Origin of the sequence: Stenotrophomonas tumulicola (assembly GCF_014117215.1) — a bacterium.
GTDB classification, from domain to species: Bacteria; Pseudomonadota; Gammaproteobacteria; order Xanthomonadales; family Xanthomonadaceae; genus Stenotrophomonas; species Stenotrophomonas tumulicola.
The window spans coordinates 1-22,256 of the sequence record NZ_JACGXS010000012.1; the positions used below are offsets into that span (position 1 = coordinate 1).

19 protein-coding genes and 1 riboswitch are annotated in these 22,256 nt (G+C 67.5%); of the genes, 6 read left to right on the plus strand and 13 right to left on the minus strand.

The features are described from left to right. Positions 1-158: 158 nt before the first annotated feature. Together H4O11_RS16675 and H4O11_RS16680 are read left to right on the plus strand one after the other, a co-directional pair. Positions 159-1,259, plus strand: coding sequence for an oxidoreductase (locus H4O11_RS16675; RefSeq protein ID WP_182341017.1), 1,101 nt, complete (start codon positions 159-161; stop codon positions 1,257-1,259). 413 nt (positions 1,260-1,672) lie between these two features. Further along, a complete protein-coding gene (locus H4O11_RS16680; RefSeq protein ID WP_220466807.1) occupies positions 1,673-1,969 on the plus strand; it encodes an addiction module antidote protein in 297 nt (98 codons plus the stop codon). A gap of 38 nt (positions 1,970-2,007) precedes the next feature. On the opposite strand, the gene H4O11_RS16685 is transcribed toward H4O11_RS16680, so the two are convergent. Beyond that, positions 2,008-2,928, minus strand: coding sequence for a LysR family transcriptional regulator (locus H4O11_RS16685; protein WP_182341020.1), 921 nt, complete (start codon positions 2,926-2,928; stop codon positions 2,008-2,010). Positions 2,929-3,050: 122 nt separating this feature from the next. Here H4O11_RS16685 and H4O11_RS16690 point away from each other — a divergent pair, with 122 nt between their 5' ends. Both H4O11_RS16690 and purU read left to right on the plus strand, forming a co-directional pair. Further along, positions 3,051-3,320, plus strand: a complete 270-nt coding sequence (locus H4O11_RS16690) for a DUF2798 domain-containing protein (RefSeq protein WP_182341023.1) — start codon at positions 3,051-3,053, stop codon at positions 3,318-3,320. A 122-nt stretch (positions 3,321-3,442) separates the two neighbouring features. Beyond that, the gene (gene purU / locus H4O11_RS16695; protein ID WP_182341028.1) at positions 3,443-4,294 is read left to right on the plus strand and encodes a formyltetrahydrofolate deformylase; all 852 of its coding nucleotides are present in this window, start codon (positions 3,443-3,445) and stop codon (positions 4,292-4,294) included. An 847-nt stretch (positions 4,295-5,141) separates the two neighbouring features. Here the strand turns inward: purU and pncA are convergent. The 11 genes from pncA to H4O11_RS16750 form a co-directional block, all read right to left on the minus strand. Continuing rightward, positions 5,142-5,768 carry a bifunctional nicotinamidase/pyrazinamidase gene (gene pncA, locus H4O11_RS16700; protein WP_182341031.1) on the minus strand — a complete coding sequence of 209 codons (627 nt, stop codon included), beginning with the start codon at positions 5,766-5,768 and terminating at the stop codon, positions 5,142-5,144. Positions 5,769-5,818: 50 nt separating this feature from the next. Continuing rightward, complete coding sequence (locus H4O11_RS16705; RefSeq protein WP_182341034.1) at positions 5,819-6,490, minus strand: epoxyqueuosine reductase QueH; 672 nt, start codon at positions 6,488-6,490, stop codon at positions 5,819-5,821. Positions 6,491-6,547: 57 nt separating this feature from the next. Next, on the minus strand, positions 6,548-8,854 hold the full coding sequence (gene metE / locus H4O11_RS16710; RefSeq protein WP_182341037.1) for a 5-methyltetrahydropteroyltriglutamate--homocysteine S-methyltransferase: 2,307 nt from the start codon (positions 8,852-8,854) through the stop codon (positions 6,548-6,550). A gap of 220 nt (positions 8,855-9,074) precedes the next feature. Further along, positions 9,075-9,308: riboswitch (cobalamin riboswitch) on the minus strand. A 76-nt stretch (positions 9,309-9,384) separates the two neighbouring features. Further along, entirely contained in the window at positions 9,385-10,113 is a 729-nt protein-coding gene (locus H4O11_RS16715; RefSeq protein ID WP_182341040.1) for an energy transducer TonB, read from the minus strand. Then, positions 10,110-10,535, minus strand: coding sequence for a TonB system transport protein ExbD (exbD, locus tag H4O11_RS16720; RefSeq protein WP_182341043.1), 426 nt, complete (start codon positions 10,533-10,535; stop codon positions 10,110-10,112). The genes H4O11_RS16715 and exbD overlap by 4 nt, the downstream gene beginning before the upstream one ends. Before the next feature lie 10 nt (positions 10,536-10,545). Then, the gene (exbB, locus tag H4O11_RS16725) at positions 10,546-11,268 is read right to left on the minus strand and encodes a tonB-system energizer ExbB (RefSeq protein WP_246333564.1); all 723 of its coding nucleotides are present in this window, start codon (positions 11,266-11,268) and stop codon (positions 10,546-10,548) included. Between the two features lie 55 nt (positions 11,269-11,323). Beyond that, positions 11,324-11,716, minus strand: a complete 393-nt coding sequence (locus H4O11_RS16730; protein ID WP_182341333.1) for a DUF454 family protein — start codon at positions 11,714-11,716, stop codon at positions 11,324-11,326. 46 nt (positions 11,717-11,762) lie between these two features. Next, positions 11,763-12,347 (minus strand): biliverdin-producing heme oxygenase, encoded by a 585-nt coding sequence (locus H4O11_RS16735; protein WP_182341046.1) that lies wholly within the window; start codon positions 12,345-12,347, stop codon positions 11,763-11,765. A 113-nt stretch (positions 12,348-12,460) separates the two neighbouring features. Beyond that, the gene (locus tag H4O11_RS16740) at positions 12,461-15,373 is read right to left on the minus strand and encodes a TonB-dependent receptor (protein ID WP_182341050.1); all 2,913 of its coding nucleotides are present in this window, start codon (positions 15,371-15,373) and stop codon (positions 12,461-12,463) included. A 153-nt stretch (positions 15,374-15,526) separates the two neighbouring features. Then, on the minus strand, positions 15,527-16,504 hold the full coding sequence (locus H4O11_RS16745) for a FecR family protein (RefSeq protein ID WP_182341053.1): 978 nt from the start codon (positions 16,502-16,504) through the stop codon (positions 15,527-15,529). 111 nt (positions 16,505-16,615) lie between these two features. Beyond that, positions 16,616-17,116: an RNA polymerase sigma factor gene (locus H4O11_RS16750; protein ID WP_182341056.1), complete on the minus strand. Its 501-nt coding sequence runs from the start codon at positions 17,114-17,116 to the stop codon at positions 16,616-16,618. A 196-nt stretch (positions 17,117-17,312) separates the two neighbouring features. Between H4O11_RS16750 and H4O11_RS16755 the strand changes: the two genes are divergently transcribed. Continuing rightward, positions 17,313-19,190, plus strand: a complete 1,878-nt coding sequence (locus H4O11_RS16755) for a patatin-like phospholipase family protein (protein ID WP_182341059.1) — start codon at positions 17,313-17,315, stop codon at positions 19,188-19,190. Between the two features lie 54 nt (positions 19,191-19,244). Here H4O11_RS16755 and H4O11_RS16760 read toward each other — a convergent pair whose 3' ends face one another. Then, a complete protein-coding gene (locus H4O11_RS16760; protein WP_182341062.1) occupies positions 19,245-20,615 on the minus strand; it encodes a short-chain fatty acyl-CoA regulator family protein in 1,371 nt (456 codons plus the stop codon). Positions 20,616-20,726: 111 nt separating this feature from the next. Here H4O11_RS16760 and H4O11_RS16765 point away from each other — a divergent pair, with 111 nt between their 5' ends. Then, positions 20,727-22,232, plus strand: a complete 1,506-nt coding sequence (locus H4O11_RS16765) for a CoA-acylating methylmalonate-semialdehyde dehydrogenase (protein WP_182341065.1) — start codon at positions 20,727-20,729, stop codon at positions 22,230-22,232. Positions 22,233-22,256 lie beyond the last annotated feature (24 nt).

Below are 22,256 nucleotides of genomic sequence, written 5' to 3' on the forward strand. Positions count from 1 at the left end.
CGCCGCGCCATGCTCGGCGGGCGTGAAGCGCGCGGATGGATTCCGCCGAGCATGGCGCGGCGCTACCCGCACGATCCTGTGATCCACCGAACCGCTTGATCTATCGCGCCATCGGCGCTGCAATAGCCCCCTGTCTATCCCCCTGCGAATCCCCCCACGTGAGCCAGCTGCTGTCGCCCGTCACCTTCGGGCCCCTGACCCTGCCCAACCGCATCGTGATCGCCCCGATGTGCCAGTACTCCGCCGAGAATGGCCAGGCCACCGATTGGCACACCATCCACCTGGGGAGCCTCTCCCAGTCCGGCGCGGGCCTGCTGATCCTGGAAGCCACTGCGGTGGAAGCACGTGGCCGCATCAGCCATGCCGACCTGGGCCTGTGGGATGACGCCACCGAAGCCGCATTGGGCAACGTGCTGGCGTCGGTACGACGCTGGTCGTCGATGCCGATCGGCATCCAGCTCGGCCACGCCGGCCGCAAGGCATCGGTGTCGCGTCCGTGGGAAGGCGGCAAGCAGATTCCGGCCGATGATGAAAACGGCTGGACCCCGGTGGCACCGTCGCCACGTGCGTTCCATGCCGGCAATCCGGCACCGCATGAACTGACTGAGGCCGAGATCGCCGATATCGTGCAGGCATTCGCGGAAAGTGCACGTCGCGCCGAGCGCCTGGGCATCCAGCTGATCGAACTGCACGCCGCGCACGGTTACCTGCTGCACCAGTTCCTGTCGCCGCTGAGCAACCAGCGAACCGACGGCTATGGTGGTGCGTTGCCGAACCGCCTGCGCCTGTTGATCGAGGTCTACGACGCGGTGCGTGCCGCAGTGTCGCCGAAGATCGCAGTGGGCGTGCGTATCTCGGCCAGCGACTGGGTGCCGGGTGGCTGGGACATCACCCAGACCGAAACCGTGGCGTTGATCCTGGAATCGCGCGGCTGCAATTTCCTGCACGTCTCCAGCGGCGGGCTGGACGAGCGGCAGAAGATCGACATCGGCCCGGGTTACCAGGTGCCGTTCGCCGCTGCGATCAAGGCCAAGGTACGCATGCCGGTCATCGCCGTGGGCCTGATCACCGAGCCCGACCAGGCCGAATCGATCCTGCGCCATAACCACGCCGATGCCGTCGCGCTGGCCCGCGGCATCCTCTATGACCCGCGTTGGCCGTGGCATGCTGCCGCTGCACTGGGTGACAGCGTGACGCCGGCGCCGCAGTACCTGCGCTGTGAACCGCGCGAGGCGCGCGGTGTGTTTGAGGCGCGCTGAGCCACGCTTTGCGCTGATGCGCTTGGTGGGTGGCGACCGTTGGTCGTAACGCTCCTGCAAAAACACAGATTTCCTCATGGACGCAATCAGTCACCCCCGCGCAGGATGTTCGGGCTGGTGCCGGTTGCGCCAGCCGGGATAGCAGTCCCGACGATGTCCAGATCCTCTCTGTTCGTGCCCGCTGGGCACGGCGGAGAATGCACTGCCTTGCCGGTTCCATGGCGGGCGGTGTGTGGGGATCACTGATCCGCCGGTTGAAGTGGATCTAGACATGCCGGTACTGCTACCCGCACCGTCCGCCACCTTGCGCCAAGGCGCAGGTGGCCTCTCACGATGCGAGGTCATCGATGCTCGAGAACGTCCTGACAGCTCCCACGCCTTCCACGTCACCTTCCCACCGAGGCGGACGTGCCGTGGTACATAAAACCACCCTGGAGCTTCTGGAAGTGGCCGCGCGCTTCCAGCATCCCGCCGCCGTGGCCGCCTTGCTGGAAGCCTGCATCATCGAAAGCGACGGTGACGCGGTGCTCATCGCCAAGGCATTGGGCGCCGTCGTACATGCACAGGGTATGCGCGATTTCTCCGAGCGCAGTGGCATGTCCTGCCGGTTGCTGCGACGCGAACTGAGCGGCCGGCGCTCGCCGCAGTTCGCCACCATCCTGCAGGTGGCGCGCACGCTGGGCATCACCCTGCACGTAAGCGCGGCTTGAACAAGTGTAGCCGGGGCCTGGCCGGCAGCTCCGAGACATCAGACCGCCTGCGGCTTCCATGCCACCGGCAACCCCGCCTGCAGGTGCTCGAACAGAACGCGGATACGGGCGGTGAAATCGCGGCGATCGCTCAGGCAGAAGAACATTTCCATCGGCTCGGGTATCCAGCGTGGATCATCGGCCAGCACCGTCTGCAGCCGGCCATCACGCAGGTAGGGCTCGGCGACGAACGCGGCCAGCCGGGTGATGCCGCCGCCGGCAGCGGCCAGTTCGGCCAGTGCATCGATGTCATCGCAGACCATCCCGGGCTGCATCGTGGCTTCCACGCGTCCCTGCTCGCCAAGCAGGCCCCAGCGCAGTGGGCGGCCATCGGCAGGGAAGCGGAACAGCAGGGCGCGGTGATCGGCCAGCTGCTCCGGCGACGTCGGCGTGCCGTTCTGTTCCAGATAGGACGGCGCGGCGCAGAACACAAACGGGATGCGGGCCAGCGGCTTTGCCACCAGCCCATCCTGTAGCTGCGCACCGATGCGGATGCTGACGTCCACGGACTCTTCGGCATGCCGCACCGCACGGTCGGACAAGCGCAGTTCCACCTGCAGCCGGGGATGCCGCCGCTGCAGCGCCGGCAGCATCGGCGCCAGCACGTGGCGGCCGAATGCGCGGCTGCAGGCGATGCGCAGCGGGCCGGCCGGTTCGACATCGCCGCTGCTGACCGCTGCCTGTGCGCCAGCCAGGTCGGCTTCGATGTGCTGCACCTTGGTCAGGTACAGCGCACCGGCTTCGCTGAGTGAAAGCGAGCGGGTACTGCGGTTGAACAGGCGCACGCCCAGGTGCGCCTCCAGCCGTGTGATGTTCTGGCCGACGGCGGTGGCGCTGATACCAAGCGTGCGTGCGGCACCGGCGATGCTGCCGGTCTCGGCGGTGCGGGTGAAAGTGCGGATGAGCTGGAGCAGGTTCATGGACCCCACAGCGTGCCACGACCACGGCCAAAGTTCTGCTTCGGACTGCCCCAAGCCCGGTACGGATGCAGCGCGCTGGTGCTTCAGGCATGCTGCCCCGCTGTTCCCGTATGACCCCCACGATGACTGACCACACCTCCACACCTGCCCGACGCGGGTGGAAGTTCGGCCACCGCGCCACGCCCTATGTGTTCGCTTTCTTCATGGCCAGCATCATGGCGATGCTGATGTGCCTGGTGATCACCGCCGCCCATGCCGGTATCGATGAGGCTTACCTGGTCCGCGTGCTGGAAGCCTACCTGCTGGCCATGCCGGTGGCGTTCTGCTGCGTGCTGGTGGTGCGTCCGCTGGTGCTGCGGCTGGTGGCCCTGACAGTACATCCGCCGGGCTGAGGGTAGTGACGGCCGTTGGCCGTCATCCTGGATGCATGCAACGACGGCCAGCGGCCGTCACCACCAGTTGCATCTGAGAGCATTTATTCCGCGGCGCAGCAGGCTGCCCTAGACTTGGCCGGATGCGCCCTGACTCCATCCTCACCCTGTCCTGTCCAGACCGTACCGGCATCGTCTACCGCGTGTCCGGCCTGCTCTATGACCATGGCTGCAACATCCTCGACGCCCAGCAGTATGGCGACGAGGAAAGCGGTCGCTTCTTCCTGCGCGTGCATTTCGACCGTGATGCCAGCCAGCCGCTGGATACCGTGCATGCCGCGATGGTTGCCCTGGGCGAGGGCTTCGGCATGGACTGGCAGCTGCATGACGGGCGTCGCCGTGCGCGCCTGCTGGTGCTGGTCAGCAAACAGGGGCATTGCCTGAACGACCTGTTGTTCCGCGTGCACAGCGGCCAGCTGAAGGTGGACATCGCGGCGGTGGCCTCGAACCATGCCGATTTCGCGCCACTGGCGACCTCCTACGGCATCCCGTTCCACCACCTGCCGGTCAGCGCGGAAACGCGTGCAGTGCAGGAGCAGCAGATCATCGACCTGGTGGAGCGCGAGAAGATCGACCTGGTGGTGCTGGCGCGCTACATGCAGATCCTGTCGCCGACGTTGTGCCGCGCGCTGGCCGGCCGCGCGATCAACATCCACCACAGCTTCCTGCCCAGCTTCAAGGGCGCGCAGCCTTACCACCAGGCGCATGCGCGCGGGGTCAAGATTATCGGTGCCACCGCGCACTACGTGACCGAAGACCTGGACGAGGGCCCGATCATCGAACAGGACGTGGCCCGGGTAGACCATGCGATGACGCCGCGCGAACTGGTGCGGCTGGGCAGCGATACCGAATCGCAGGTACTGGCGCGGGCGGTGCGCCGCCATGTGGAGCATCGGATCCTGCTCAACGGGCACCGCACGGTGGTGTTCCGCTGACGCCGGAAGCAGGTAGCGCCGAGCCATGCTCGGCGAGCGCGGAGCGCGGCCTGTATCGGACATCACGGTGCCGGATGGAATCCGCCGAGCATGGCTCGGCGCTACCACGGCCATGCCACGAGCGCGGTCGGTGCAGGACACCGTCAGATCAGAGTAGCGCCGAGCCATGCTCGGCGAGCGCGGAGCGCGGTCCGTATCGGATATCACGGTGCCGGATGAGATCCGCCGAGCATGGCTCGGCGCTACCACGGCCATGCCACGAGCGCGGCCGGTGCAGGACATCGTCAGATCAGGGTAGCGCCGAGCCATGCTCGGCGAGCGCGGAGCGCGCTCCGTATCGGACATCACGGTGCTGGATGGGATCCGCCGAGCATGGCTCGGCGCTACCACAGCCATGCCACGAGCGCGGTCGGCGCAGGACACCGTCAGATCAGGGTAGCGCCGAGCCATGCTCGGCGAGCGCGGAGCGCGGTCTGTATCGGATATCACGGTGCCGGATGGGATCCGCCGAGCATGGCTCGGCGCTACCAGGGCCATGCCACGAGCGCGGCCGGTGCAGGACAGATCAGAGTAGCGCCGAGCCGTGCTCGGCGAGCGCGGAGCGCGGTCTGTATCGGACATCACGGTGCCGGATGGAATCCGCCGAGCATGGCTCGGCGCTACCAGGGCCATGCCACGAGCGCGGTCGGTGCAGGACACCGTCAGATCAGAGTAGCGCCGAGCCATGCTCGGCGAGCGCGGAGCGCGGCCTGTATCGGACATCACGGTGCCGGATGGGATCCGCCGAGCATGGCTCGGCGCTACCACGGCCATGCCGCGAGCGCGGTCGGCGCAGGACATCGCCAGGTCAGAGTAGTGCGATCCCCGCCGTGGCCAGCGCCTGCCGGGTGGCATCGTCGTTGTCGGCGCTGACCGGACGGGTCAGCTCCCAGTGGAAGCCCACCGCGAAGCCAGCGCTTGCCGCATCCTGCGCGGTCCACAACACGCAGTAGTCGCGTGCCAGCCCACACACGTGCACCTCGGTGATGCCACGTTCGCGCAGCCAGCCGGCCAGGCCGGTGGCCGGACGCGTGCCATCCGGGCCGTGGTTCTCGCGAAAGGCGCTGTAGGAATCGACCCGTGGGCGGGTGCCCTTGCGCAGCACCATGTCCGCCACGTCCCAGTCCACGCCCGGATGCAATGCGGCGCCGGTGGTTCCCTGTACGCAATGATCGGGCCACAACGTCTGCGCATGTCCATGCAGCTGGATCTGCGCGAACGGTGCCTGGCCGGGGTAATGGCTGGCGAAGGAGGCATGGTTGCGCGGATGCCAGTCCTGGGTGGCCACGACGGCGTGGTACCGGCGCGCGTGCAACAACGCGGCGATCGGTTCGACCAATGCGTCGCCATCGACACAAGGCAGCGCGCCGCCGGGCATGAAGTCCGGCTGCAGGTCCACCACGATCAGGGCCACGTGGGCAGGCAGGGCAGTCATCGGCGTTTCCAGGCGGGGGGCGTCCAGCCTAGCCGGACGCCCTCGTGGGCTCAATCCTTGCTGTCCTGGCCGGCTTCCTGTCCGTAGTACAGCAGGCCGATCTGGATCCGCTCGCGGCCTGTTTCGCGCCGGTGGCGGTTGGCATCGCGCAGCGAGTACACGCAGCCGCAATACTCCTGCTGGTAGAACTGTTCGCGCTTGGATATCTCGACCATGCGGCTGGCGCCGCCCCCCTTGCGCCAGTTGTAGTCCCAGTACTGCAGGCCCGGGTAACGGGCAGCGGCGCGATGCCCGCAGTCGTTGATCTGGGCCATGTTCTTCCAGCGCGAAATGCCCAGCGACGAACTGATGGTGTCGAAGCCGTGTTCATGGGCGTACAGCGCGGTGCGTTCGAAGCGCATGTCGAAGCACATCGTGCAGCGGATGCCCCGCTCGGGTTCGTTCTCCATGCCGCGTGCGCGCGTGAACCAGTTGTCGGTGTCGTAGTCGCAATCGATGAATGGCACGTCGTGCTGTTCGGCGAAGCGGATGTTCTCCTGCTTGCGCAGCTCGTATTCCTTCACCGGGTGGATGTTCGGGTTGTAGAAGAAGATCGCGTAGTCGATCCCGGAGGCGGTGATCGCCTCCATCACCTCGCCGGAACAGGGCGCGCAGCAGGAATGCAGCAGCAGGCGTCCACCGGCGTCGGGCAGGGACAGGGAAGGGCGTTGGAGTTCGGTCATCGTTCGGTACCGCACGGGCCGCCGGCAACGGCGGCGACCCGTGCATCAGGGACAGGATCAGGCGACGTTGGCGTCGGCCTGCTCGGCGCGCAGTTCCGCGGCGGCGGCCACCAGTGCCTGCAGGGCCGCACGGGTTTCCGGCCAGCCTCGGGTCTTCAGTCCGCAGTCCGGGTTCACCCACAGCTGCTCCGGCTTCAGCACCGCCAGTGCCTTGCGCAGCAGGTCCACCATTTCCGCCTTGTCCGGTACGCGTGGCGAGTGGATGTCATACACGCCGGGGCCGATCTCGTTGGGATAGTTGAAGCGCACGAATGCATCCAGCAGTTCCATCCGCGAACGCGAGGTTTCGATCGAGATGACGTCGGCGTCCATCGCCGCCACTGAATGGATGATGTCGTTGAACTCGGAGTAACACATGTGGGTATGGACCTGGGTGGCATCACGCACGCCGCTGGTGCTGATGCGGAATGCTTCCACGGCCCAGTCCAGGTAGCTGCGCCATTGCGCGCGACGCAGCGGCAGCCCTTCGCGGATGGCCGGTTCATCCACCTGGATCACGCCGATGCCGGCTGCTTCCAGGTCGTTCACTTCGTCGCGCAGCGCCAGGGCGATCTGCCGGCAGGTGAGGTCGCGTTCCTGGTCGTCGCGCACGAACGACCACTGCAGCACGGTCACCGGCCCGGTCAGCATGCCCTTCATCGGCTTGCGGGTGAGCGACTGGGCATAACGGGACCAGCGCACCGTCATCGGCTGCGGGCGGCTGACGTCGCCGAAGATCACCGGGGGCTTCACGCAGCGCGAGCCGTAGCTCTGCACCCAGCCGTTGCCCGTGAACGCAAAGCCTTCCAGCTGTTCGCCGAAGTACTCGACCATGTCATTGCGTTCGAATTCGCCGTGCACCAGCACGTCCAGCCCCAATGCTTCCTGTTCACGCACGCAATGGGCAGTCTGCTGTTCCAGGAAGGCCTCATAGTCGGCAAGGGAGAGCTTGCCGGACTTGTGCTTCGCACGCGCTTCGCGCACTTCCAGCGTCTGCGGGAACGAACCGATCGTGGTGGTCGGCAGCAACGGCAGCTGCAACGCGGCATGCTGGGCCACGCGCCGCTGTGCATAACCGCTGTGACGCTGTGCGTCGGCACCGGTCAGTGCGGCCAGGCGTGCGGCAACGGCGGGGTTGTGCACCCGGGGCGAGCGACGACGTGCGTCCAGCGCGTCGCGGTTGGCGGCAAGGCCCGCCTCTGCCGATGGCCTGCCATCCAGGGCGTCGGCCAGCACGCGCAGTTCTTCCAGCTTCTGTCGCGAGAACGCCAGCCAGCTGCGCAGCTCGTCGTCGAGCTTCTTTTCCAGCGACAGGTCCACCGGGCTGTGCAGCAGCGAACACGAGGGGGCCAGCCACAGCAGGTCCGCACCGCGGTCGGTCTGCGCATAGCGGGCCAGGATCAGTGCGTTGTCCAGGTGCGTGCGCCAGATGTTGCGGCCATTGACCAGCCCGGCCGACAGCACGCGCCCGGCCGGCAGCGCCTTCAACACGGCGTCCAGCTGTTCCGGCGCGCGCACCAGGTCCACGTGCAGGCCCTCAACCGGCAGCGAGGCGGCCAGCTCCAGGTTGTCGTCCAGCGCGCCGAAGTACGTGGCCAGCAGGATCTTCGGCCGCACCTGCGCAGCCGCCCCGCCCAGCACGGCATAGGCACGTTCGAACGCCGCCCGCGCGGCATCGTCCAGGTCCTGCACCAGCAGGGGTTCATCCAGCTGCACCCAGTCCGCCCCGGCTTCGGCGAGCTGCGCCAGCAACTGCACGTAGGAAGGCAGCAAGGCATCCAGCAGCTCCAGCGCCGCCGAACCGTCGGTGGTCTTGGCCAGCAGCAGGAAGCTGACCGGTCCCAGCAGCACCGGCCGGGTGTGGATGCCCAGCGATTTCGCTTCGCGGAACTCCGCCAACGGTTTGTCGCCGCGTAGCGCGAACGCCTGCCCGGCCTGCAGTTCCGGCACCAGGTAGTGGTAGTTGGTGTCGAACCACTTGGTCATTTCCAGCGCATGCAGGTCGATGCCTTCGCGCTGCAGGCCACGGGCCATGGCGAAGTAGGCGGCCAGCGGCTCGTGCTCGGCAAGCGTGCGGTAGCGGTGTGGAATGGCATCGAACAGGAAGGCGGTGTCGAGCACCTGGTCGTACAGGCTGAAATCATTGCTCGGCGGCACGTCCACGCCGGCGGCGACCTGCAGTTTCCAGTGGCGCGCACGCAATGCCGCGGCAGCGGCCTGCAGGGTGGCGGTGTCATCTTCGCCACTCCAGTGGCGTTCCAGCGCCCGCTTCAGTTCGCGCTTGGCGCCGATGCGGGGAAATCCCAGGTTGGTAACGGTGGTCATTGCAGCGTGTCCTCATTGCATATCGGCATTGAGGAACGAAGGAACCGCACGGCGCGGCGCGTGCCGTCGCCGGTACGCGCATGCCCTGCCAGCGACCTTCGCCCCCGCGGGCGAACCGGATGCCGTGGTCAGGCGCACGTGCCGACGCGCCCTGCAGGCAGCAGGACGACATGGGCCGGGCAACCTCCCCGCGGAGATTCCAGGTCGAATCGAGGGACGGTCGTGTCCCCCGGCCGGGGCCGGTATTCGGGCTGTTGGACGCGGGCCGCCAAGCCCACCTACTGTCCGTCGCTTCCCAGGCACGCAGGCCCAGTGCTGTTGACGGAGGTCGTTTCCATTCACCGCTGCGGGGCAGCTCCGGAATGGGCGCGCAAGGCGCCTTCACCGGATTCCCGTTTAATTCCATCCCTTCATGCAGATGAAGAGATGAACACCTTCGGCCCACACAAGGTAGGCGCTTGTGCTGCGGTGGTCAAGCGGTAAACACAGAGGCCGCAGCGTGGCTTCCCGCACCGGCGGCGATGCCGGGGTTACTGCCGGTGCAGGAAGAACTCCACCGGCACCATCACTTCCACCGGGTTGCCGGGAACATCGTCCGGCGGCGCCGGCAGCGGACTGCCGCGCTGCACCGTGGCCAGGGTTTCCTCATCCAGCAGCAGGTGGCCGCTGCTGCGCCCGATGCGCACGTTGCTGGCATTGCCTTGCCGGTCCACGGCGAAGCGTACATAGGCCACGCCCTGCTGGCGCAGCCGCTCGGCCTGGCGCGGATAGCGCCGGTACTGCTGCAGGTGGCCCAGCAGCAGGCCCTGCCAGCTGACCACCGCATCCCCGCGCACGCCGCTCACTGTCTGCGCAGCGGCATGGCGCTGCGAGGCATCTGCCTGCACGTCCGGTGGCGCCGACGACTGCGCCACGTCGTGCTGGTCGGTCGGTTCGTCCTCGCGCTGTTCGTCGCGGCGCAAGGTGGCGTCCGCTTCCTCGGCGTCGTCGGGCGGCAGGTCGATCTTCGCCACCGGCCTGGGTTGCGGGCGATGCTGTTCGCGCTGCAGCGGGCCCGGTGGCAGCTCGCGCGGAGGTGCGGGCGGTGCTTCCGGCCGTGCAGCCAGTTCCACCATCAGGGCTTCCGGTGGCAGTTCGGTGGGCACGTCCGGTGCGTGTGCGTTCCACCACAACGCCAGCGCGATCCCTGCTGCATGCACGCCGAGCACGATGGCCAGGCTGGTCGACCAGCGCAGCAGCCCGCAGCGGTTGCTGCTCATGGTGCCTGCTGTTCCAGCCCGACCAGGGCGACCTTGCGGTAGCCGGCATCACGCAGTGCATTCATCGCCTGCATCAGGTCGCCGTAGGCGACGGCCCGGTCGGCACGCAGGTAGATGCGTTGCCCGGTATCAGCGCCGGTCAAGGCATCCAGTGCCGGCTTGAGGCCGCCGGCGCGTACCGGCTGGTCGTTCAATACCAGCGACAGGTCGGCCTGCACGGTGAGGAACAGCGGCTGCTCATCGCGCGGCTGCGGCTGCGCATTGCTGGCCGGCAACTGCACCGGGGTGTCCACGGTGGCCAACGGCGCGGCCACCATGAAGATGATCAGCAACACCAGCATCACGTCGATGAAAGGGGTGACGTTGATCGCGTGGCTTTCTTCCGGCGCATCATCGTCATCGCGTGCGGTCTTGATCGCCATGGCTTCGGCCTCAGTGCGCGGTGCGCGCGCTGGCGATGGCGGCACGGTCCAGGTCGCGCGACACCAACTGCTGCACGGCGGCGGAAAGATCGCCCATCAGCGTGCGGATGCCGGCCAGCACCCGGGTGAAGTGGTTGTAGACCACCACCGCCGGAATGGCGGCGACCAGCCCCAGCGCGGTGGCCAGCAGCGCTTCGGCGATACCCGGTGCAACCACCGCAAGGTTGGTGGTGTTGGCCTGTGCGATGCCGACGAAGCTGTTCATGATGCCCCACACCGTGCCGAACAGGCCGACGAACGGGGCGATGGCGCCGATGCTGGCGAGCAGGCCGATACCGCTGCGCAGCTGCCGTGCATGCTGCAGTTCGATGCGCTCCAGCCGCGACGCCACGCGTTCCTTGATTCCCTCCGGCACGGCGGCGTCATGCGACAGGCGCAGTTCATTGCATGCCGCTTCGACCAGTGCGTTGGCCGCGCCATGGTCGAAGCTGGCGTCGCCGCCATGGGGCGGCAACCGGGCCGCTTCCAGCAGCCGTGCGCGCGCCTGGCGCAGTTGCCGGGCGTGGCGGCCCAGCTCCCAGCTCTTGGCCAGCAATATGGTCCAGGTGGCGATGGATGCCACGGCCAGGCCGATCATCACCGTTTTGACCACGGTGTCGGCGGCGAGATACATGCCCCAGGGCGTGAGGTGGGTGGGAATGGCAGTGGCAGCAAGCAAGGGGGGCAGTGGCATGGCGGGGTCGCAGGTTGGGGCGGTGCGGTGCGCAGGTGGCACCGTGCGGCAGGAATCAATCAGGGGAAGACGAAGCAGAGGGCGGCAGCGGCTGCGGCGCCGGTCGTGACAGCACGAAGGCGGCACTGGCGCCGAAGAACAGGCCGACACCCAGCAGCAGCGGCCAGGACGGCCGCGCGCCCCAGCAGAACAGGCCAAAACCCAGCGCCATTCCTGCGCTGGCGAAGGCCTTGCCCTTGCCGCTGACCGCGCCTTGTTCGCGCCACAGGCGCAACGCGGGGCCGTAGCGCGGGTGCTGCAGCAGCATCCGTTCGAACTTCGGCGAACTTCGGGCAAAGCAGCCCACGGCCAGGATCAGGAAGATGGTGGTGGGCATCACCGGCAGCAGCGCGCCGATCACCCCCAAGGCGACCATCAGCCAACCCAGGCAGAACCACAGCCAGCGCATCAGCGCGGCCCGTTTCCGGCTGCATCGCAGCGGGCGATGCCTGCCATCACGCGAACTCTTCTTCGACATGGCCGTGCACGCTGCGGAATGCAGCGTCGGCGGCGTCGATCACCTGCTGTTCCTGTCCAGCGCTGAGCACCACGCTGTCCAGCGCAGCGGTGAACTCGCGCCAGTGGCGGGCGGCGCCATCCGGGTGCGCGGCCAGGTGGCGGGCGCCGAAGCCGGCATCCAGGCCCAGCTTGGCGGCCATCTTGTAGAGGATGGTGCCGCCCAGGTTGGAGCCTTCGGCCACGTACAGCCAGCCCAGCGCAACCGGCAGCGGCAGGTCGGGCTGCAGCGGTGCCGCGGCGGCCGTGGGAAGTGCCTGTTCCAGGTCGACCAGGTCGCGGCTGATCTGCGGCAGGCGGCGGCGGCCTTCCAGGTCCGGCAGCAATGCGTCCAGTCCGGGGCTGTCGTACAGCGCGTCGATATCGCGATGGAAGCGGTACTGCACCCGTACGAAGCGGGCGAACTGCCCGCGGCTGGCGAAGATGTCGCCGGCCATGATGCGCTTGTCCAGCGCGCCGTGGCTGTCTCGGGTGGCGGCCTTCAGGCGCTGGCTTCGGGTTTCGGTGGCGGTTTCGATGGTCATGGTGCGTCGTGCAGGAGGGGGAGTGGAACGGCAGGTGGGGCATCTGCCGCGTCGGCAATCGCGGGAATGCCACGCAGGCGCCGGGGGCATCGTGGCCCCCGGCACGGTGCGGCTCAGTAGCGGTAGGTCAGGGCCAGCCGCGCGGTGCGGCCTGGCGCCGGCATCACGCCCAGCGCCAGCGGGTCCAGGTAGTAGCGGTCGGTCAGATTGTCCACGTTGAAGTCCACGGCGAACTGCTCGCTGGCCTTCCAGCTGGCGAACACATCGACGATGGTCGCCGGACGGTACAGCTGCTGGATCGCCGACAGGCCGACGTTCCATTCCTTGTCCAGCTTGCTGATCGGGCCGGCGTTGTGGATCACCCGGGTGCCGAAGGTCAGGCGTTTGTCGAACAGGCGTGCGCCCAGGGTGGCGTTGACGTTGTAGCGCGGTGGGTTCTGCGTGTTGCTGTAGGACCCTTCGAAACCGCCGTCGACGCAGTCCGGGGTGTTCTGCAGTTCGACGATGCCACGCGTGGTGCCATAGGCGCGGCGCTCGGCGGCGATGTCCGGGGCACAGGTCTTGGCTTCGATGTAGTAGTGCGCGGACAGATCGGCGAACAGTATCCCGCTGTCGTAGCTGGACTGCAGCTCCAGGCCGGAGACCTTGAAACGGTCGACGTTGCGGATCAGCCCGGCCGACAGCGTGCGGTAATCACGGGTGATCAGGTCGTCGATGCGGGTGTTGAAGTAGGCAAGCTTCAGCGCCGCCTGGTCGCCTTCGGTGAACACGCCACGGGCCACGGTGCTGGCACCCACTTCCCAGGTAGCGGCGCGTTCGGGCTTGAGCTCGGCGGTTGGCCGCGCCGCAGTGAACAGGCCCAGGGTGGTCTCGAACAGGCTGGGCAGCTTCACGCCTTCGGCGTATTTGATGTAGACCAGCGTATCTTCGTTGAAGCGGTAGGCCACGCTGGCGGTCGGCATGAAGGCATCGTCGCGGCGGCGGATCGGCTGCGACCATGTCCAGCTGGTCGGCACCACCAGGTCTTCGGCATCGTCGGCGGAATAGAAGTTCCAGCCGGCAATGTCGGCCACGGTGCCTTTCTCGTAGGGCGAGGCCAGCAGCGACGCTTCGGTGAACTGGCCGTTGGCATCGGGATACCAGTTCAGCATGGCGATGCGGTCGGCGCGCCATGCCGGCAGGCTGGGATCGCCATCGAGCAGCTGGGTGTAGCGGTACTGGCCGATCACCTCTTCGCCGGCCACCGTCGCCAGGCGGTTGCGGTCATGCACGCTGACCCGGTTGTAGCGGCCGCCCAGCAGCACTTCCCAGTGCTCGTCCGGCTGCCACTTCAGCGACGCGACCGCGCTGGATTCCCGACGCGCCGCGTTGCGCAGGAAACGGTTGTTGACCAGGTCGTCATGCATGATCGGCGAATGCGGGCCGGGGCCGACGTCTTCGTCGCTGTAGGACAGGCCGTAGTCCAGCGTGAACAGGCCGGCCGCAGTGGAGAAGTGGCTGGTATTGCCCACGTCCAGGCCCAGCCGTTCCTGGCTCAGTTCGTTGCGGTAGGCATCCTTGTAGCCGGGATCTTCGTTGAATGTCGGGCCGTCATACCATTCGGTGCGGCGGTCGAAGTACCACGGGGTGATGCCGGTCAGGCCGTTGTACATCAGGCTGTCGGCCTGGGTGTACCAGAGGTTGGCCTTCACATCGAACAGGTCGTTGTCCGGATTGAAACGGTAGCGCAGGTTCCATGCATCCATGTCGACGTGGCCGGGGTCCCATTGCGGTACGCGGTCGCGATCGACGCGGATGATCTGCGAGGCCATGATTTCGCCGGCCGTGCCTTCGTAGCGGCGGTAGCCTGCTTCCAGGGTCTGGTCGTCGTCGATGCGCCAAGTGCCCTTGAGCAGGAACGATTCCGATCGCGAGGAGGTGTTGAACACTTCGGTGTCCGGCGGGTTCAGCGGTGCCAGCGTGCGCCGGGTCTGCGGGAAGTCCTCATAGCCATGCTTGCCGGAGAAGTAGTTGCCGTTCTCGCGCCAGGCATAGGCGGCCACCAGGTCGAAGCGATCCCAGTGGCGGGCGGCGGCCAGGTTGAAGAACTGGCTGCCGAGCGCGCTGCGATCGGTACGCGGCACGGCGCTGTAGGGCGGCACGTTGTTGGAACTGCCGCTGGCCATGCCGGTGCGCACGCGCAGGCCGCTGTCGCGACCTTCGCGCAGCACGTCGTCGATCTTCAGCGTTTCCATCTCCACCACGCCGCCGATGCCGCCGGAGGCATTGACGCCCAGCGTCGGTCCCTTGCTGATGGTGATGCTGGAAATCAGGTCCGGGTCCAGGTAGCTGCGTTGCGACTGGCCGGCGTAACCGCGGTAGGTATCCATGGTCGACTGGCCACCGTCGATGATCACCGGTACCCGGCTCTGGCCCTGGATGCCGCGGATGTTCACGTCCAGCGCGTTGGCCACGCGCGGGTCACCGGCGGTGACACCGGCCACGCCCTTCACCACGTCGGCGGTGGACGTGCCGCGGAAGCGTTCGATGGTGTCGCGCGGGATATAGGCGCTGGAACCTGCGTTGCGGTACACGTCCAGCGCACGTGCCTGCGCGCTGCCGCCATCGCTGGCATTGCCGGCCACGCTCAGTGCATCGGTGACGATCACATCGCCATCGGCGCCGGGTGCGCGCTCCAGGCTGACCGCATCGGCGCCGACCCGGCGCGCGACCAGCCCGCTACCCTGCAGCAGGCGGGCCAGCGCAGCCTGTGCGTCCAGTTCGCCGTTGACCGCGCTGGACTGCACGCCGTTGGCCAGGGCGGCCGGATAGGCCACCTGCACGCCCGACTGGCGCATGTAGCTGCGCAGTGCGTCGGCCAGTGGCTGCGCGGGAATGTCGAAGCGGGTGGCGGCCGTGCGCATCGCGGCGCCGGAAGACTGCGCCAGCACCGGCAGTGCGGCCGGGGCGACAAGGCCGGCGGCGAACAGCGCCAGGCAAAGACGGGAGGGGCGAGGGCGGCCGCCCGCGCGGAAAGCATTACGCATGGAAAAACCTGTGGATTGTCGAAGCCGCGGATGCGGAAAGGCCGCACCGGGGGTGCGGGCACGTTGAACGTGCATGGCGGCGGCGAGAACGTTCTGCAGTAGAGACGAACCAGGGGCGGCGTTCCCCAAGGCCAATCGCAGGTGTCGTTGTATTCACTGCGCGCCGGCGGCAGCCGGACGCACGATGGCCACGCCGAGTGGCAGGCGGGTGATGCGCAGCCCGGCGCTGCTGGCCAGCGCATCCAGCGCCTGTTCCGGGCGGTCCAGCCGCAGCGCGGCGTTGACCGCGGGCAGCGTGGAAAGATCGCCGCGCACGAAGGTGGGGCCCTGGCGATAACGGCCAATGCGCTCCACCGCCACGCCGACGCTGGTGGCATCCAGCAGCAGCTCGCCCTGCCGCCAACTGGCAATCCGGTCCGGCGCCACGTCGCCAAGCCGGTTCACCTCCCTGCCACGTCCGTAGCGGGCGCGCTGGCCGGCATCCAGGTAGGTCCAGCCGCCGCCTTCGCGCGCCGCCACCCGGACCCGGCCCTGTTCGACCATCGCCTCGACCTGGTCCTCGCGCCGGGCGACGGCGAACGCGGTGGAGATGTCTTCGACCACGCCGCCGTCGGCGCTGACCTGGAACGGACGCCGTGGATCGGCAGTGACTTCGAACCAGGCCTGGCCACGCAGCAGTTCTATGCGCCGCGTGTGCGCGCCGTAATGCACGGCGATGGCGCTTTCGGCATCAAGCACCGCGCGGCTGCCATCGGGCAGGGTGACCTCGGCGATGCCGGCGCCGCTACGATGGTCGGCCTGCAGCCGCAGCGTCGCCTCCGGCGCGATGGCCACCAGCGCCAGCACTGCCACGCTGGCCCAGGCTGCGCGCTTCCAGCGCTGGCGCCTGCGCTGTGGTGCGGTGGCAGCCAGGCCACTGGCGCTGCGCGGGCCCAGGCTTCGCCACAGCTGCCGCTCGTACTCGAACGCGCGGCGGTGGCCCGGGAGTGCCAGCCACTGTTCGAAGGCCTGCAACTGCGCGTGCTCCATCGCACCGGACGCCAGTGCGGCAATCCAGGCGTGGGCCTGCATGGCGAGGGCGTCGTCATCTGCGGCGGTGGTGCCGGGGGCGGTCGGTGGCTGCGGGCTCATGGCTGGCGGTGGAAGATCGATGGCTGTGGGGGGAATGGATGGGGTGGGGCAATGGACCGTGGTCATGGACAAGACGCCTGGCATGGCCGAGTCCCCAAGGCCGGTTGCGGTTCAGCGGCCACGGCGGGCCCACGACAGTCGTTGCAGGGCGCTGCGGATATGGTTTTCCACGGTGGTCACCGAAACCCGGTGGCGCTTGGCGACCTCGGCCTGGGTCAGGCCCTGCAGGCGATTGAGCTGGAACATGCTGCGGGTTGGCTCGGGCAGGTGGCTGGCTGCTTCCAGCACCCGCTGCAGTTCGTCCTGGGCCATCACCTGTTCTTCGGTGGACAGCACTTCATCCGGACCCCACAGGTAGTGCTCGGCCAGCAGCCGGGTGCGGCGGGTGTGCTCGCGGCCATGGTCGGTGGCCAGGTTTGCCGCCAGCCGGTACAGATAGGCACGCGGGTTGTCGATCTGCTGTGCGCTGTCCACCCCGCGCGCCTTGAACCACACCGACTGGATCACGTCTTCGGCGCCGTTGTCGTGGCCGAGGATGGAGCGCACCAGGCGCAGCAACGCCGGACGTTCGCGGATCAGCAGCTCGGTCAGGGTGGAGGCGTTGGACGGCATGGGCGGGGGGTGACAGGCGCGCGCGGAGTACGAAGGGATCTCAGGCGCGGCATGCTACCCCTTGAATGAGAATAAGTCACATTTACCTTTCCTGTTGCCGCTCCGGATGATGGCGGGCCGGAGTGACGCATGTATCTCATTCGGTGAGAGATGCAGCGGCCATAATCGGACGCATAGGGAATGCGTGGAGGGGTACATGGCAGCTAAATATTGCGATCTGGTCATGAAGGGCGGCATCACCAGCGGCATCGTGTATCCCAACGCGGTGCTGGCGCTGGCGAAGGAGTACCGGTTCAAGAGCATCGGCGGCACGTCGGCCGGCGCCATCGCGGCGGCGGTCGCCGCCGCCGCCGCATTGGGCGACCGCCGTCGCCATGCAGGCGAGGTGCTGGAGGCCGGGGCCGGCTTCGCCGGGCTGGTCGAGGTTTCCGCGCAGTTGTCGCGGCGTGGCTTCATCTATGGCCTGTTCCAGCCCGCGCGCGGCGCACGGGCGGCCTACCGCCTGCTGGTGGTGCTGGCCAGCCATGCCGGCTGGCCGCGCAAGGTGTTCTGCGTGCTGGCTGCCGTGTTCACCATCGCGCCCTTCGAGGTGCTGCTGTCGTTGGCCGCGCTGCTGGGCCTTGGTGCATGGGCGGGGGGCCTGTCCGGCGTGCTGGCCACGCTGTTGCCCTCGTTGCTGTGCGCTTACGGTGCCGGGGTGGCGGGTGCCTTGCTGCGGGTGGCGCGGGTGGCGCGCGGCAACCTGCTGGGCCTGTGCACGGGACGCAGCGATGGCCCGCTGCGGCCGGCATTGACCGACTGGCTGCATGGCAGCCTGCAACGGCTGGCCGGAAAACCGGCGGACGAACCATTGACCTTCGCCGACCTGCACGCCGCGCCGCGCTACGCCGATGAGCCGGCGGATCCGCGCGCGATCACCCTGCAGATGATCAGCACCTGCGTATCGCACAACGAGCCGCGCACGCTGCCGTTCACCGACGGCTGCTTCTGGTTCCTGCGCGAGGAATTCGAGCGACTGTTCCCATCCAGCGTAGTGGACTGGCTGGTGCGGCATGCAGGCTCCAGCGAGGAAGTGGAAGGGCAGCGCTATTACCAGCTGCCGCCCGACGAGCAGTTGCCGGTGCTGGTGGCCACGCGCATGAGCCTGAGCTTTCCGCTGCTGATCAGTGCCGTGCCACTGCACGAGCCGGCACGCCGGCAGCGGCGTGCGCAGGCCAGTTCGGCCGAACCCGGACGCCGCGGCCATAACGTCGCCGACAGCATGGAGGGACTGACCAGCAGTGGCGGTGGCGCGACGTCGACCATCGCCGGCTTCCGCCTGTGCTGGTTCTCCGATGGTGGCATCAGCAGCAATTTCCCCATCCACCTGTTCGATGCCGCGTTGCCGCGTTGGCCGACCTTCGCGATCAACCTGGTCTACCCGACCCAGGCCGAAGAACTGGATGAGGGGCTTGCGCCGGACGAAGCGCTGCAACGCGCGGTGGTCCGCCCGCGTGGCAACCGCGAGGGCTGGCAGCGCGGCTATCGGGATATCGCCTCGCCGCTTGCGGCTACTGAGCTGGCGCGCTTCCTGTTCGCGGTGGTGGCCACCATGCAGAACTGGCGCGACCTGCTGCAGGCGCGCGCGCCCGGGTATCGCGACCGCATCGTCAACGTGGTGCTGGAAGGCGACGAAGGCGGCATGAATCTGGACATGCCGCAGGAAGTGCTCGGTCGCATCGCGGAAAAAGGCACGCTGGCCGGGCAACGCTTCTGTGCGTTCTCGTTCGACAACCATTACTGGGTGCGTTGGCGCAACCTGGCCTCGGCCTACCAGCGCTACACGCTGGAAGTGTCGCGTACCGATGATCCGGCGCAACAGGTGGTCGCCTACCGCGCCGTCTATTCCAGCGTGGCCAGTGGACAACCCGCGCCGCCGTCCTACCCCTTGGGCTCGCAGGAAAAGCAGCGCGAATCCCAGGCGCTGTATGCGCGGATGGCCGAGCAGGGTGCTACCTGGGAGGATCTTGGCCCCGATCTGACCGACGGTGCGCCGCGGCCATTACCGCAGATGAAGGTGACGCCGATCTACTAGCGGCGCGCCATGGCAGCGCGTTCGCCGAGCATGGCTCGGCGCTACATCCGGATGTCAGCGCCGTCCCGGCAACTGCGGGAACGCGCGCTGCATGCAGTCTTCGCGTGGGCACACACGGCAACCCGGACCGATGGATACCGAGTTGCCGGGGCGCTGGATATCCAGCCCGTTCGCATAGACCAGGCGCTCGGCATGCTGCAGGTCGCAGCCCAGTGCCACGGCAAAGGTCTTGCGTGGCTGGCCATGGCCGACCGGCCCGCTGCTTACCTGCCGGGCCAGCCAGAAATGGCGGCGGCCGTCGGGCATGCGGGCGGTCTGGGTCAGGATCCGGCCAGGCTGGTTGAAGGCCTCGTAGACGATCCACAGCGGGCATGATCCGCCCACCTGTGAGAAGTGGAAGTCCGTGGCCGAATGCCGTTTGGACACGTTGCCGGCGCGATCCACGCGGATGAAGAAGAACGGCAGTCCGGGTGCGCTGCGCCGGGCCAGCGTGCTGAGTCGATGGCAGACCGCTTCGAAGCCGACACCGAACTGGTGGGCCAACTGCTCGATGTCATAACCGTTGTGTTCGGCTGCGCGCAGGAACGGCCCATAGGGCATCACCAGTGCACCGGCGAAATAGTTGGACAGGCCGATGCGCGCCTGCGCGATGCGTTCGTCATCGCCAAAGCCGGCGCGCGCGATCACGGCATCGACCTGGCCGCCATGGCCGCGCAGTGCCAGCTCGGCCGCCATCTGGAAGGCCTGCTGGCCTGGTTCCAGGTAGTCGGGAAGCCACAACGTGCGGGCCTGCGCGTCGAACAGGCGCTTTTCGCGCCCGGCGCGTAGCGGCGCCACCTCGACGATGACGCCGTGGCGATCAGCCAGCAGTTGCCGCAGGCGTGGCGCTACGTGGCCCGGGGCCAGCCCCCATTCGGTGAACAGCTGTTCGGCCAGTTCGTCCAGTTCGGGGATGTGGTTGTGCATGCGGTTGAAGAAGTCGCGCACCTGGTCACCGGCTGGCAGGCTCATGCCCGCCCCGGGCTCGCCGAGCTGGAACTCCAGCGCCGCCGCATGCTCGCGCAGGGCCAGGTGGCGGCGGTGCAGGTCGAGCAGCGCGTTGCTGACCTGCGGCAGGTTGCCGGCCAAGGTACGCAGTTCGTGGGCGCTGACGTCGGCCAGGCCCAGGTCGCGCAGGGTCTGGCCCAGCGCGTCCTGCAGCGCGGCTGGCGCATCGGCGTCGAACAGCCCGGAAAGCTCGCCGAGGACATCGCGTAACCGTTCCTGTACGGCCGGCGTCAGGGGGCGCTTGTTGCGCTCGATCTGGTTCAGGTAGCTGGCCGACACGCCCAGGGCCTGTGCCAGCTGGGCCTGCGTGTAGCCGTGCTGGGTGCGGAGCTTCGTCAGCCGAAGCCCCATCTGGCGCTGGGAAGGACTGTCATTCACAAAATTAACAACAATCGCCTTGCTGGTTGGCCAGATTAAGCGGATACGGGCCAGAAATCGAGTGTTCCGCTGTGAATAATGCAAAGCATCTTTCGCACCCCTGGGAATGTCATGACCGTTGCAGCGCCCCGCGTCCGCCTGTTGATCGATGGTCAGTTCATCGAGTCGTCCACGTCCCACTGGCAGGACGTCATCAACCCGGCCACCCAGGACGTCCTGGCCAAGGTGCCGTTTGCCACCGTCGGTGAAGTCGACGCCGCCGTTGCCGCCGCCAAGGAAGCGTTCAAGACCTGGCGCAAGACGCCCATCGGCACCCGCGCACGCATCTTCCTGAAGTACCAGCAGTTGATCCGCGAGCACATGAGCGAGCTGGCGCACACCCTGAGCGCCGAACAGGGCAAGACCGTGCCCGATGCCGAAGGCGATGTGTTCCGCGGCCTGGAAGTGGTCGAGCACGCCGCGGCCATCGGCAACCTGCAGCTGGGCGAGCTGGCCAACAACGTCGCCAACGGCGTGGACACCTACACGCTGCTGCAGCCACTGGGCGTATGCGCAGGCATCACCCCGTTCAACTTCCCGGCGATGATCCCGCTGTGGATGTTCCCGATGGCCATCGCAACGGGCAACACCTTCATCCTCAAGCCATCCGAGCAGGACCCGATGGTCACCATGCGCCTGGTCGAACTGGCGCTGGAGGCGGGCATCCCCAAGGGCGTGCTCAACGTCGTCCACGGTGGCGAGGAAGTGGTCAATGCGATCTGCGACCACCCGGACATCAAGGCGGTTTCGTTCGTCGGTTCCACCCGCGTCGGCACCCACGTCTACAACCGTGCCTCGCTGGCCGGCAAGCGCGTGCAATGCATGATGGGCGCCAAGAACCACGCCGTGGTGCTGCCGGACGCCAACAAGGAACAGAGCCTCAACGCCATGGTCGGTGCCGCCTTCGGTGCCGCGGGCCAGCGTTGCATGGCCGCCTCCACCCTGGTGCTGGTCGGTGAAGCGCGCGAGTGGGTGCCGGACCTGGTGGCCAAGGCGAAGACGCTGAAGGTCAGCGCCGGCTCGGTGGCAGGCACCGATGTCGGCCCGGTGATCTCCTGCAGTGCCCGCGAGCGTGTCGAAAACCTGATCGCCTCGGGCGTGGAGCAGGGCGCCACGCTGGTGCTGGATGGCCGCAACCCGCAGGTGGACGGTTTCGAGAAGGGCAATTTCGTCGGCCCGACCATCTTCTCCGGCGTCAAGCCGGGCATGCGCGTGTACGACGAGGAAATCTTCGGGCCGGTGCTGGTGATCCTGGAAGTGGAGACGCTGGACGACGCCATCGCACTGGTCAACAGCAACCCGAACGGCAACGGCACGGCGGTGTTCACCCAGTCCGGCGCAGCCGCACGGAAGTTCCAGGAAGACATCGATGTCGGCCAGGTCGGCATCAACGTGCCGATCCCGGTGCCGGTGCCGCTGTTCTCGTTCACCGGTTCGCGCGCATCGAAGCTGGGCGACCTCGGTCCGTACGGCAAGCAGGTGGTGATGTTCTACACCCAGACCAAGACCATCACCGCACGCTGGTTCGACGACGAGACGCTGGGCCACGGCGTCAACACCACCATCAGCTTGAAGTAACAACGGAGTTCCAGCCATGAGTAA

What these genes read in the sequence shown, in the direction of transcription:
- H4O11_RS16685 (WP_182341020.1), bottom strand. Translation starts at nt 2,928, where the DNA reads ATGAACCTGCTCCAGCTCATCCGCACTTTCACCCGCACCGCCGAGACC.
- H4O11_RS16690 (WP_182341023.1), top strand. Translation starts at nt 3,051, where the DNA reads ATGACTGACCACACCTCCACACCTGCCCGACGCGGGTGGAAGTTCGGC.
- purU (WP_182341028.1), top strand. Translation starts at nt 3,443, where the DNA reads ATGCGCCCTGACTCCATCCTCACCCTGTCCTGTCCAGACCGTACCGGC.
- pncA (WP_182341031.1), bottom strand. Translation starts at nt 5,768, where the DNA reads ATGACTGCCCTGCCTGCCCACGTGGCCCTGATCGTGGTGGACCTGCAG.
- H4O11_RS16705 (WP_182341034.1), bottom strand. Translation starts at nt 6,490, where the DNA reads ATGACCGAACTCCAACGCCCTTCCCTGTCCCTGCCCGACGCCGGTGGA.
- metE (WP_182341037.1), bottom strand. Translation starts at nt 8,854, where the DNA reads ATGACCACCGTTACCAACCTGGGATTTCCCCGCATCGGCGCCAAGCGC.
- H4O11_RS16715 (WP_182341040.1), bottom strand. Translation starts at nt 10,113, where the DNA reads ATGAGCAGCAACCGCTGCGGGCTGCTGCGCTGGTCGACCAGCCTGGCC.
- exbD (WP_182341043.1), bottom strand. Translation starts at nt 10,535, where the DNA reads ATGGCGATCAAGACCGCACGCGATGACGATGATGCGCCGGAAGAAAGC.
- exbB (WP_246333564.1), bottom strand. Translation starts at nt 11,268, where the DNA reads ATGCCACTGCCCCCCTTGCTTGCTGCCACTGCCATTCCCACCCACCTC.
- H4O11_RS16730 (WP_182341333.1), bottom strand. Translation starts at nt 11,716, where the DNA reads ATGCGCTGGCTGTGGTTCTGCCTGGGTTGGCTGATGGTCGCCTTGGGG.
- H4O11_RS16735 (WP_182341046.1), bottom strand. Translation starts at nt 12,347, where the DNA reads ATGACCATCGAAACCGCCACCGAAACCCGAAGCCAGCGCCTGAAGGCC.
- H4O11_RS16740 (WP_182341050.1), bottom strand. Translation starts at nt 15,373, where the DNA reads ATGCGTAATGCTTTCCGCGCGGGCGGCCGCCCTCGCCCCTCCCGTCTT.
- H4O11_RS16745 (WP_182341053.1), bottom strand. Translation starts at nt 16,504, where the DNA reads ATGAGCCCGCAGCCACCGACCGCCCCCGGCACCACCGCCGCAGATGAC.
- H4O11_RS16750 (WP_182341056.1), bottom strand. Translation starts at nt 17,116, where the DNA reads ATGCCGTCCAACGCCTCCACCCTGACCGAGCTGCTGATCCGCGAACGT.
- H4O11_RS16755 (WP_182341059.1), top strand. Translation starts at nt 17,313, where the DNA reads ATGGCAGCTAAATATTGCGATCTGGTCATGAAGGGCGGCATCACCAGC.
- H4O11_RS16765 (WP_182341065.1), top strand. Translation starts at nt 20,727, where the DNA reads ATGACCGTTGCAGCGCCCCGCGTCCGCCTGTTGATCGATGGTCAGTTC.